A 12,078-nucleotide genomic window follows, 5' to 3' on the forward strand; every position below is an offset into this window, starting at 1 on the left:
GGCGTGACCTACATATGGATGGCCCGCTTGCCGACTGCAAGCGCGGCTTCCTTGACGGCCTCCGAGCGGGTCGGATGCGCGTGGCAGGTACGGGCGAGATCCTCCGCACTGCCGCCAAATTCCATGAGAACGCAGGCCTCATGGATCATTTCGCCGGCTTCGATGCCGATGATGTGCACGCCGAGCACGCGGTCGGTCTTCGCATCTGCGAGAATCTTCACGAAGCCGTCAGTTGTCTGATTGACCTTGGAGCGGCCGTTGGCGGTAAAGGGAAACTTCCCGACGGTGTAGGCGACGCCGGCCTGCTTGAGCTCTTCCTCGGTCTTGCCGACGGAGGACACTTCCGGGGTGGTATACACGACCCCCGGGATGACGTCGTAATTCACGTGGCCGGCCTGGCCGGCGATGATCTCCGCGACCGCAACGCCTTCGTCCTCGGCCTTGTGGGCGAGCATGGGACCGGCGACGACGTCGCCGATGGCGTAGACGCCCTTCAGGCTGGTGGCGAAATGCGGATCGATCTGGACGCGGCCGCGCGCATCGAGCGCAACGCCGGCTTCCTTCAGCCCGAGGCCCTCGGTGTAGGGCACGCGGCCGATGCAGACCAGCACGACGTCGGCTTCCAGCGCCTCGGCGGCACCGCCGGCGGCGGGCTCGATGGTCGCCTTCAGCGCCTTGCCTGAGGTGTCGACGGCGGTGACCTTGGCGCCAAGCTTGAAGGCAAATCCCTGCTTCTCGAGGATGCGCTGGAATTGCTTTGCGATCTCACCGTCCATGCCGGGCAGGATGCGATCCAAAAATTCGACCACGACGACTTCGGCGCCTAAGCGCTTCCACACCGAGCCGAGCTCGAGGCCGATCACGCCGGCGCCGACGATCAGGAGCTTGCCGGGCACCTTGTCCAGCGACAGCGCGCCGGTGGACGAGACGATGCGCTTCTCGTCGATCTCGATGCCCTTGAGGCGCGCGATGTCCGAGCCGGTCGCGATCACGATGTTCCTGGTCTCGATCAGCTGCGACTTGCCGTCGGCGGAGACCTCGACCTTGCCGGTGCCGAGGATCTTGCCGGTGCCCTTGAGCACGTCGACCTTGTTCTTCTTCATCAAGAACTCGACGCCCTTGACGTTGCCGTCGATGCCCTGCTGCTTGAAGTTCATCATCGCGGGAAGATCGAGCTTCGGCGACGACACCGACACGCCCATCTTGGCGAAGGAGTGCCCGGCTTCCTCGAACATCTCGGAGGCATGCAGCAGCGCCTTCGAGGGCATGCAGCCGACGTTGAGACAGGTGCCGCCCAGCGTCGCGTTCTTTTCGACCACGGCGACTTTCATGCCGAGCTGGCTGGCGCGCACCGCGCAGACATAACCGCCAGGTCCGGTGCCGATGACGACGAGATCGTAGGTAGCCATGAGAGAAAGTCCCGTAAGTTTAGCGTGATGAGAATGTGTCAGCGTCCGCGCGGCGCGTCAGCGTCCGCCGGACACATCGAGAATGGCTGAGGTGACGTAGGAGGCATCGTCCGACAGCAGCCAGACGATGGCATTGGCGATTTCGTCCGCAGTGCCGACGCGCTTCATCGGCACCATATGGGCCAGGCGATGATGCCGGTCGGGCTCGCCGCCGGAGGCGTGAATTTCGGTGTCGATCAGGCCGGGGCGGATCGCGGCAACGCGAATGCCTTCGCTAGCGACCTCATAGCCGAGGCCGATGGTGAAGGAATCGACCGCGCCCTTGGACGCGGCATAATCGACATAGGTGTTGGGCGCGCCGAGCTTGGCGGCGACCGACGACAGATTGACGATGACGCCGCCCTTGCCGCCATGCTTGGTCGACATGCGTTTGACGGCCTCGCGCGCGCAGAGGATGGAGCCGGTGACGTTGACCGCCAGCACGCGCTGGATGCGCTCGGCCGTCATCTCGTCGACGCGCACCCCGCTCTGGCCGACAATGCCGCCATTGTTGACGAGCGCGCCAAGCGTGCCGAACTTGTCGGCCTGCTTGAACAGGTCGACGATGTCGCGTTCCTCGGCAACGTCGCACTTCACCGCGATCGCCTTGCCGTTGCTGGCCTCGATGGTAGCTACCGCCTCGTCGGCGGCCTTCTTGTTGCTGGCATAGCCGACCACGACGCGATAGCCGCGCGCGGCCGCCGCAAGCGCGGTGGCGCGACCAATGCCGCGGCTGCCGCCGGTGATGACAACGACTTTATCGGTCACGTCCGCCTCCATCATTCGACAAACGCCGTCGCCCATGCAGGCGACGGCGTCTTCAAAGCATCGGGGATCAGAGATCGAGCACCAGGCGTGCCGGATCTTCCAGGCTCTCCTTGACGCGAACCAGGAAGGTGACGGCTTCCTTGCCGTCGATGACGCGGTGGTCGTAGGACAGCGCCAGATACATCATCGGGCGGACCTCGATCTTGCCGCCGACGACCACCGGGCGATCCTGGATCTTGTGCATGCCGAGGATGCCGGACTGCGGCGCGTTCAGGATCGGCGTCGACATCAGCGAGCCGTAGATGCCGCCGTTGGTGATGGTGAAGGTGCCGCCCTGCATCTCGTCGATCTTGAGCTGGCCGTCACGAGCGCGGCGACCGAAATCGGCGATGGCCTTCTCGATGTCGGCGATCGATTTTTGATCGCAGTCGCGCACGACGGGCACGACGAGACCCTTGTCCGTGCCGACGGCGACGCCGATGTGATAGTAATTCTTGTAGATCAGATCGGTGCCGTCGATCTCGGCGTTGACGGCCGGGACGTCCTTCAGCGCCTGCACGACGGCCTTGGTGAAGAAGCCCATGAAGCCGAGCTTGGAGCCGTGCTTCTTCTCGAACGCATCCTTGTAATGCGCACGCAGCGCCATCACGTTGGTCATGTCGACCTCGTTGAAGGTCGTCAGCATGGCCGCGGTGTTCTGCACGTCCTTGAGGCGGCGCGCGATGGTCTGGCGCAGGCGGGTCATCTTGACGCGCTCTTCGCGCGCCGCGTCATCGGCAGGCGACGGCGCGCGGACCTGCACGGCGGCGGCGGGCTGGTTCACCGGGGTCGGCGCGGAGGCCGCACGCTCGATCGCAGCGAGCATGTCGCCCTTGGTGACGCGGCCGTCCTTGCCGGAGCCCGGAACGGTCGAAGCATCGATGCCGCTCTCGGCCGAAATCTTGCGTACGGACGGAGCGAGCGGCGCATCGGCCGGCGGTGCTTTTGGCGCAGCGGCGGCAACCGGAGCGGCAGCGGCAGGCGCCGGAGCAGCTGCAGCAGGCTTGGCGGGTGCGGCGGCGGACTTGGCAGCACCGGCGCCATCGGTGATCTGGCCGAGCAGCGCACCGACTGCGACGGTCGCGCCATCGGCGGCGATGATCTCGCTCAGCGTGCCGGCCGAGGGCGCCGGGACCTCGATGGTGACCTTGTCGGTCTCGAGCTCCACCAAGGGCTCGTCGACGGCGACCGGGTCGCCGGCCTTCTTGAACCAGCGGCCGATGGTGGCCTCGGTGACGGATTCGCCGAGCGTCGGCACACGAATTTCAGTCATGGTCTTTTCCTTAAGGGATCGCAGTCGCGGACAGGAATTCATACGTCATGCCCCGCCTAGTGCGCGATTGCGCACGGGGAGCGGGGCATCCAGTCCTCCGCGACGTTCGTGCTGATCACGAAGTTCACGGCGTACTGGATTGCCCGCCTTCGCGGGCAATGACAGTCTTAAAAAAACTTCTCAGCTCAATGCTTCGTCCAGGAACGCCTTCAACTGCGCCTGATGCTTGGACATCAGACCAGTGGCGGTCGCGGCGGAAGCGGCGCGGCCGACATAACGCGGACGCCGGCTCGCACCGTTCACCTGGTTCAGCACCCATTCCAGATAGGGCTCGATGAAGTGCCAGGCGCCCATGTTGCGCGGCTCTTCCTGGCACCAGATCACTTCCGCCTTCTTGAAGCGGGACAGCTCGGCCACCAGCGCCTTCAGCGGCACCGGGTAGAGCTGCTCGACGCGCATCAGGTAGATGTCGTCGATGCCACGCTTCTCGCGCTCCTCGTAGAGGTCGTAATAGACCTTGCCCGAGCACAGCACGATGCGGCGGATCTTCTCGTCCGGAACGAGCTTGATCGGCTCGTTCGGCAGCATCTGGGCGTCATCGTAGAGAATGCGGTGGAAGGTCGTTCCCTTCGCCAGCTCCTCGAGACGCGAGACCGCTCGCTTGTGACGCAGCAGCGACTTCGGCGTCATCATGATCAGCGGCTTGCGGATCTCGCGATGCAGCTGACGGCGCAGCACGTGGAAGTAGTTCGCGGGCGTGGTCGGATAGACCACCTGCATGTTGTCTTCCGCGCACATCTGCAGGTAACGCTCGAGGCGCGCCGAGGAATGCTCCGGTCCCTGGCCCTCATAGCCGTGCGGCAACAGGCAGACGAGGCCGGACATACGCAGCCATTTGCGCTCGCCCGAGGAGATGAACTGGTCGAACACGACCTGCGCACCGTTGGCGAAGTCGCCGAACTGGGCTTCCCAGAGGGTCAGCGTGTTCGGCTCGGCGAGCGAATAGCCGTATTCGAAGCCGAGCACGGCTTCTTCCGACAGCAGCGAGTTGATGACCTCGTAATGGCCCTGCTCGTTGCCGAGATGGTTGAACGGCGTGTAGCGGCTTTCGTCCTCCTGGTCGATCAGGACCGAATGGCGCTGCGAGAAGGTGCCGCGCTCCGAATCCTGTCCGGAGAGGCGGACGTGGTGGTTTTCGGAAAGCAGCGAGCAGAACGCGAGCGCCTCGCCGGTCGCCCAGTCGATGCCGTTGCCGCTGTCGATCGCCTTGGCACGATTATCGAGGAAACGCTGGATGGTGCGGTGAACGCGGAAGCCGTCCGGCACCTTGGTGATCTTGCGGCCGATATCCTTCAGCGTCGCGATGTCGACGCCGGTGACGCCGCGCCGCGCATCCTCTTCCTGGTCGGCGATCTTGAAGCCGGCCCATTTGCCATCGAGCCAGTCGGCCTTGTTCGGCTTGTAGGAGGTGCCGGCCTCGAACTCGGCATCGAGCCGCGCGCGCCAGTCGGCCTTCAGCTTGTCGACCTCGCCCTCGGTGACCACGCCCTCGGCGATCAGGCGCTTGGCATAGAGCGACAGCGTCGACGGATGCGCCGCGATCCGCTTGTACATGACCGGCTGGGTGAACGCCGGCTCGTCGCCCTCGTTGTGCCCGTAGCGGCGATAGCACCACATGTCGATCACGACCGGCTTGTGGAATTTCTGCCGGAACTCGGTCGCGACCTTGGCCGCGAACACCACGGCCTCCGGATCGTCGCCGTTCACATGGAAAATCGGCGCGTCGATCATCTTCGCGACGTCCGACGGGTAAGGCGACGAACGAGAATAACGCGGATAGGTGGTGAAGCCGATCTGGTTGTTGACGATGAAGTGCACGGAGCCGCCGGTGCGGTAGCCCTTCAGGTCCGACAGGCCGAAGCATTCCGCCACCACGCCCTGGCCCGCGAACGCCGCGTCGCCATGCATGAGCAGCGGCATCACCGAGATGCGCTGGTCCGGCGGATCGCCGTGCTGGTCCTGCTTCGCACGCACCTTGCCGAGCACGACGGGATCGACGATTTCGAGATGCGAGGGGTTGGCGGTCAGCGACAGATGGATGCGGTTGCCGTCGAACTCGCGGTCCGAGGAGGCGCCGAGATGGTACTTGACGTCGCCGGAGCCTTCGACCGCGTCGGGATTGGCCGAACCGCCCTTGAACTCGTGGAATAGGGCGCGATGGGCCTTGCCCAACACCTGGGTCAGCACGTTGAGGCGGCCGCGATGCGGCATGCCGAGCACGATTTCCTTCACGCCGAGATTGCCGCCGCGCTTGATGATCTGCTCGAGCGCGGGGATCAGCGCTTCACCGCCGTCGAGGCCGAAGCGCTTGGTGCCGGTGAACTTGGTGTCGCAGAACTTTTCGAAGCCTTCGGCTTCGACCAGCTTGGTGAGGATGGCTCTACGGCCTTCGCGCGTGAAGGAGATTTCCTTGTCGGGCCCCTCGATGCGCTCCTGGATCCACGCCTTCTGCGCGGCATTGCTGATATGCATGAACTCGACGCCGAGCGTCTGGCAGTAGGTGCGCTCGCAGATCGCGGTGATCTCGCGCAAGGTGCCATATTCGAGGCCGAGCACGTGATCGAGGAAGATCTTGCGGTCGAAATCGGCTTCGGTGAAGCCATAGGTGCGGGGGTCGAGCTCTTCGCGGTTGCGCTGGGCTTCGATGCCGAGCGGATCGAGCTTGGCGTGGAAGTGACCGCGCATGCGGTAGGAGCGGATCAGCATCAGCGCGCGGACGGAGTCGCGGGTGGCCTGGAGCAGGTCGGCGGAGGAGATGTCGGCGCCCTTGGCTTGCGCCTTGGCGGCGATCTTGCTGCCGACCGCCTTCTCGACTTCGGCCCAGTTGCCGTCGAGCGCGGAGGTCAGGTCGTCCTTGGGGGTCAGCGGCCAGTTGTCGCGCTCCCAGGACGGGCCTTCGGCGTTCTTGAGGACGTCAGCCGGCTGGTCGTTGAGGCTCTTGAAGAACTCCTGCCATTCGGCGTCGACCGAGGACGGGTCCTTCTCGTAGCGGGCGTAGATTTCGTCGATGTAGGTGGCGTTGGTGCCCTGCAAAAATGATGACAGGGCAAAGGCTGCGTTCGCGTCCTGGCGAGACATACTGGGTTCCTGGCGATTTCGGTTCGCGCATAACAAACGGCGCTGGCGCCGAGCTCCCCGACAGGGCTCGACGCGGCAGGCACCCTTTACCCTATTTGCTGCGAAACTTCGCCCGGAAAAGCACGAAGGAGTGAATTAGCCTTTCAACTTTTCGGCAAGCGTGTGGCCGAGGCGTGCCGGCGACGGCGACACTGTAATACCTGCGGATTTCATCGCTTCGGTCTTGGAACCGGCGTCGCCCTTGCCGCCCGAAATGATCGCCCCGGCATGGCCCATGCGGCGGCCGGGAGGGGCCGTGACGCCCGCGATGAAACCGACCATCGGCTTCTTGCGGCCGCGCTTGGCCTCGTCCTTGAGGAACTGGGCGGCGTCTTCCTCGGCGGAGCCCCCGATCTCGCCGATCATGATGATCGATTCGGTCTTGGGGTCGGCCAGCAGCATTTCGAGGACGTCGATGAACTCGGTGCCCTTGACCGGGTCGCCGCCGATGCCGACCGCGGTGGTCTGGCCGAGGCCTTCCTGGGTGGTCTGGAACACGGCTTCGTAAGTCAGCGTGCCGGAACGGGAGACGATGCCGACCGAGCCGGTCTTGAAGATGTTGGCGGGCATGATGCCGATCTTGCACTCGCCGGCGGTCATGACGCCCGGGCAGTTCGGCCCGATCAGGCGCGACTTGGAGCCGGCGAGCGAGCGCTTCACGCGCACCATGTCGATGACGGGAATGCCTTCGGTGATGCAGACAATCAGCGGGATCTCGGCGTCGATGGCCTCGCAGATCGCATCAGCCGCGCCCGGCGGCGGCACGTAGATCACCGACGCGTCGGCACCGGTCTTCTCCCGCGCCTCGCGCACGGTATCGAACACCGGCAGGCCGAGATGGGTCGAGCCGCCTTTGCCCGGCGAAGTGCCGCCGACCATCTTGGTGCCGTAAGCAATCGCAGCCTCGGAATGGAAGGTGCCGTTCTTGCCGGTGAAGCCCTGGCAGATGACCTTGGTGTTCTTGTCGATCAGGATGGACATGAGGTCTGCTTTCGCGAAACTAACGGAGTGAGAGGTCAGTGGATGCGGCGGTAGATGCCGGTGAGCACGTCGGCCCAGCCTTCCGCATCCGGCGAGAACTGAATCTTCAACGAGTAAGAGACGTCGTCGATGATCTCGTAGACGTGGCGCGCATTGCCGCGAAGCGAGCCGCGCACCAGCGTCAGGGTGTTGCCGACCCAGCCGCCTGATGCGGGCGAGGGCGGCGTGTAGCCGAGCGAATCGTACCAGAACAATTTGTAGGTCCGGTCGTCGCGGTCGTAGGTGAAGAGGCCGTGGGTGGCGAAGACCTCCTTGCCATCGCGCATCTGCACCGAGTCCTGGATCAGATAGAACCCGTTGAGATCCATGCGCGCGACGGTGCGCGAGGTGGCCGGTCCGCCCGCAGTCCAGCGCGACGGAAAGACCATCTCTTCACCATTCCATTCGCCGGCGAACGCGGCGAGGCGCGCATGCTCTGCAAGTGGAGATGATGCGGAGAGATGGTCCTGGGCCATGGCCTTAGCCTCCCTTGACGGCCTTCACGATCTTCTGCGCGGCGTCGTCGAGATTGTCCGCCGGCACCACGTTCAGGCCGGATTCGCGGATGATCTTCTTGCCGAGCTCGACATTGGTGCCTTCGAGGCGAACCACGAGCGGCACGCTGAGGCCGACCTCACGAACCGCAGCGGTGACGCCTTCGGCGATCACGTCGCACTTCATGATGCCGCCGAAGATGTTGACCAGGATGCCCTTCACGTTGGGATCGGCGGTGATGATCTTGAACGCGGCCGCGACCTTCTCCTTGCTGGCGCTGCCGCCGACGTCGAGGAAGTTCGCCGGCGCCATGCCGTAGAGCTTGATGATGTCCATCGTCGCCATGGCAAGACCGGCGCCGTTGACCATGCAGCCGATATTGCCGTCGAGCGCGACATAGTTGAGGTCGTATTTCGACGCCTCGATTTCCTTGGCGTCTTCCTCGGTCTCGTCGCGCAGCGCGAGCACCTCGGGATGGCGGAACAGCGCGTTGTCGTCGAACGACACCTTGGCGTCGAGCACGCGGAGCTGACCCTGCTTGGTCACGACCAGCGGGTTGATCTCCAGCATCGACATGTCCTTGGCGACGAAGGCCGCATAGAGCTGCGCGGTGAGCTTTTCCGCCTGCTTGGCGAGATCACCCGAGAGCTTCAGGGCATTCGCGACGGTGCGGCCGTGATGGCCCATGATGCCGGTGGCGGGATCGACCGAGAAGGTCACGATCTTCTCAGGGGTGTTGTGCGCAACGTCCTCGATGTTGACGCCGCCTTCGGTCGAGACGACGAAGGAAACGCGCGAGGTTTCGCGGTCGACCAGGATCGAGAGATAGAACTCCTTGTCGATGTCGGAGCCGTCTTCGACGTAGAGGCGGTTGACCTGCTTGCCGGCCGGGCCGGTCTGCACCGTCACGAGGGTCGCGCCGAGCATTTGCTTGGCGAATTCGGAGACTTCGGCGGCCGACTTGGCGATGCGGACGCCGCCCTTGTCGCCGGCCGAGGCTTCCTTGAACTTGCCCTTGCCGCGGCCGCCGGCGTGGATCTGGCTCTTCACCACCCAGACCGGACCGGGCAGCGCCATGGCTGCGGCAGCTGCGTCCGTGGCACTCAGGACCGGAACGCCCTTGGAGATCGGCACACCGAACTCGCTCAGCAGCGCCTTGGCCTGATATTCATGAATATTCATATGGTCGCTCCCTGAACCCGCGGGCGGTGACCTCATGGGCCCACCTCAGTCTTGTGGCTGGCATACCATATACCACAGGAACTGCAACCCGGATTCTCTCACGTCGGATATCCTGGACCCAGACCCCGCCCAGCCTTCAGCAAGGATTGCATCAGGGGTCCGGAAGTGAAACCGCCGAAGACCGGGTGTCGGTCTTCGGCGGGATTGTTGCGCCTTAACGGCCGAGAAGATCGGGGGCGATCTTCTTGCAGGCATCGACCAGGCCCTGCACGGCGCCGACCGACTTGTCGAAGGCCTCGCGGTCCTTGCCGGCGAGCTCGATCTCGACGACGCGCTCGACGCCCTTGGAGCCGATCACGACGGGCACGCCGACATACATGTCCTTCACGCTGTACTCGCCGTTGAGATAGGCGGCGCAGGGCAGCACGCGCTTCTTGTCCTTCAGATAGCTCTCGGCCATCGCGATGGCCGAGGCGGCCGGGGCGTAGAAGGCCGAGCCGGTCTTGAGCAGATTGACGATCTCGGCGCCGCCGTTGCGGGTGCGGTCGACGATCTCGTCGAGGCGCGCCTGCGAGGTCCAGCCCATCTTGACGAGGTCGGGCAGCGGGATGCCGGCGACGGTGGAGTATTTCACCAGCGGCACCATGGTATCGCCATGGCCGCCGAGCACGAAGGCGGTGACGTCTTCGACCGAGACGTTGAACTCGTCGGCCAGGAAGTAGCGGAAGCGCGCGGAGTCGAGCACGCCGGCCATGCCGACGACCTTCTTGTGCGGCAGGCCGGAAGCCTTCTGCAGCGCCCAGACCATGGCGTCGAGCGGGTTGGTGATGCAGATGACGAAGGCGTCGGGGGCGTACTTCTTGATGCCGGCTCCGACCTGCTCCATGACCTTGAGGTTGATGGAGAGGAGGTCGTCGCGGCTCATGCCGGGCTTGCGCGGCACGCCGGCGGTGACGATGCAGACCTTGGCGTTATCGAGAGCCTCGTAGGAGTTGGCGCCGGTGTAATGGGCGTCGAAACCGTCGACCGGCGAGGACTGCGCGATGTCGAGCGCCTTGCCCTGCGGCACGCCCTCGGCGATGTCGAACATCACGACGTCGCCCAGTTCTTTCAGGCCGATGAGGTGAGCCAGCGTTCCGCCGATCTGGCCGGAGCCAATCAAAGCAATCTTGTCGCGCGCCATGTGAACCTGTCCTTTAGACACGTGAGGAGGGGAAAACTGAGAGGGTGGTTATCCCTTTCGCTTCCCCCGTTCAAGTCGGTGGATGCCCATTTGTCGGGCTTGCCGCGCTTCCGGCCAGCACAACCCAGGCCGTCATTCCGGGGCGTCCGCGCCATTGCGCGGGCGAACCCGGAATCTCGAGATTTGTCCCGCGAGATTCCGGGCTCGCGCTGACGCGCGCCCCGGAATGACGGAAAGATAGGACTTAAGTCTCGACCAGGCCCTTGGTGGAGCCGCTGGCGGTGGAGTCCTTGCGGCCATGAGGCAGCGCCAGATAGGATTCCGAGCTCATCTCGATCAGGCGCGAGGCGGTCCGCTTGAACTCCATCGCCTCGGTGCCCTCATCGGCGATGTAGAGCGAGATCGGATTGGCGTCGGCCGAGGCCATCAGCTTCACGGCATTGTCATAGAGCGTGTCGATCAGCGTGATGAAGCGCTTGGCGGCGTTGCGCTGGGAGAAGTCCATCACTGGAATATGGTCGACCAGGATGGTGTGATAGTCGTGCGCCAGCCTGAGGTAGTCGGATGCGCCCAGCGGCTTCTCGCAGAGATCGGCGAAGGCAAAGCGCGCGACGCCGTGAGCCGAGCACGGCACGTGCAGGGTGCGGCCCTTGATCTGGATATCGCGCGACTTGCATTTGGCATTGCCTGTCATCTTCGCCCAGGCGCGGTTGAGCGCCGTGTCGGCATCGCCATCCGCCGGCGTCAGCCACATCGGCACGCCCTGGAGCTTTTCCAGCCGGAAGTCGGTGCGCGCGTCGAGCCGCGTCACGTCCATGTGGTCGGTGATCTGCTTGATGAAGGGCAGGAACAGCGCGCGGTTGAGGCCGCCCTTGTAGAGATCGTCGGGCGCGACGTTGGAGGTTGCGACCACGACGGTGCCGAGCTCGAACAGCTTTGCGAACAGGCGTCCGAGGATCATCGCGTCCGCGATGTCGGTGACGTGGAATTCGTCGAAACAGAGCAGCCAGCTCTCCTCGAAGATCGCATGCGCCGTCAGCGCGATGACGTCGCCATCGGGGATCTGTCCGCGCGCGATGCTCTGGCGGTAGTCGTAGATGCGCTCGTGCACGTCGGCCATGAATTCGTGGAAATGCGCGCGGCGCTTGTGCTCGACATTCGAGTGCTGGAAGAACAGGTCCATCAGCATGGTCTTGCCGCGACCGACCTCGCCATGGACGTAGAGCCCGCGCGGCGCCTCGTCCTTGTCGCCGCCGTTGAACAGGCGGGCGAGCAGGCCCTGCTTGCGCTTGGGGCTGTAGTTCGCGAGCCGCAGATCCAGCGCCGTATAGGCTTCGGCGACTTCGGCCTGCGCGGCATCGGCCTCGATCGCGCCGGAGGCGATCTGGGCCTGATAGGCTTCGCTGAAGGAGGAATTTGGGGTGGAGAGCATCGCCCTTTACCGCCAGAGACCGGCGGAAATTGCAAGCCGTGAAATGGTGGACGGGCTATGC

At 64.4% G+C, this 12,078-nt stretch carries 9 protein-coding genes; all 9 read right to left on the minus strand.

Annotated elements, in window-relative coordinates; translation table 11 throughout:
- Positions 1–8 precede the first annotated feature (8 nt).
- Entirely contained in the window at positions 9–1,409 is a 1,401-nt protein-coding gene (lpdA, locus tag XH98_RS17965) for a dihydrolipoyl dehydrogenase (protein WP_271619447.1), read from the minus strand.
- 57 nt (positions 1,410–1,466) lie between these two features.
- On the minus strand, positions 1,467–2,228 hold the full coding sequence (locus tag XH98_RS17970; protein WP_442868607.1) for an SDR family oxidoreductase: 762 nt from the start codon (positions 2,226–2,228) through the stop codon (positions 1,467–1,469).
- A 55-nt stretch (positions 2,229–2,283) separates the two neighbouring features.
- Positions 2,284–3,528, minus strand: a complete 1,245-nt coding sequence (gene odhB / locus XH98_RS17975; RefSeq protein ID WP_057740752.1) for a 2-oxoglutarate dehydrogenase complex dihydrolipoyllysine-residue succinyltransferase — start codon at positions 3,526–3,528, stop codon at positions 2,284–2,286.
- A 180-nt stretch (positions 3,529–3,708) separates the two neighbouring features.
- On the minus strand, positions 3,709–6,666 hold the full coding sequence (locus XH98_RS17980) for a 2-oxoglutarate dehydrogenase E1 component (RefSeq protein ID WP_057740750.1): 2,958 nt from the start codon (positions 6,664–6,666) through the stop codon (positions 3,709–3,711).
- 135 nt (positions 6,667–6,801) lie between these two features.
- Positions 6,802–7,686: a succinate--CoA ligase subunit alpha gene (gene sucD / locus XH98_RS17985; RefSeq protein WP_220004973.1), complete on the minus strand. Its 885-nt coding sequence runs from the start codon at positions 7,684–7,686 to the stop codon at positions 6,802–6,804.
- 35 nt (positions 7,687–7,721) lie between these two features.
- Positions 7,722–8,201, minus strand: coding sequence for a DUF1579 family protein (locus XH98_RS17990; protein WP_057740743.1), 480 nt, complete (start codon positions 8,199–8,201; stop codon positions 7,722–7,724).
- Between the two features lie 4 nt (positions 8,202–8,205).
- Complete coding sequence (gene sucC, locus XH98_RS17995; RefSeq protein ID WP_057740740.1) at positions 8,206–9,402, minus strand: ADP-forming succinate--CoA ligase subunit beta; 1,197 nt, start codon at positions 9,400–9,402, stop codon at positions 8,206–8,208.
- 214 nt (positions 9,403–9,616) lie between these two features.
- Positions 9,617–10,585 (minus strand): malate dehydrogenase, encoded by a 969-nt coding sequence (gene mdh, locus XH98_RS18000; RefSeq protein ID WP_027572983.1) that lies wholly within the window; start codon positions 10,583–10,585, stop codon positions 9,617–9,619.
- Positions 10,586–10,829: 244 nt separating this feature from the next.
- The gene (zapE, locus tag XH98_RS18005; RefSeq protein ID WP_271619449.1) at positions 10,830–12,017 is read right to left on the minus strand and encodes a cell division protein ZapE; all 1,188 of its coding nucleotides are present in this window, start codon (positions 12,015–12,017) and stop codon (positions 10,830–10,832) included.
- Positions 12,018–12,078 lie beyond the last annotated feature (61 nt).

It is taken from the genome of Bradyrhizobium sp. CCBAU 51745, assembly GCF_028128715.1.
Lineage (GTDB): Bacteria > Pseudomonadota > Alphaproteobacteria > Rhizobiales > Xanthobacteraceae > Bradyrhizobium > Bradyrhizobium manausense.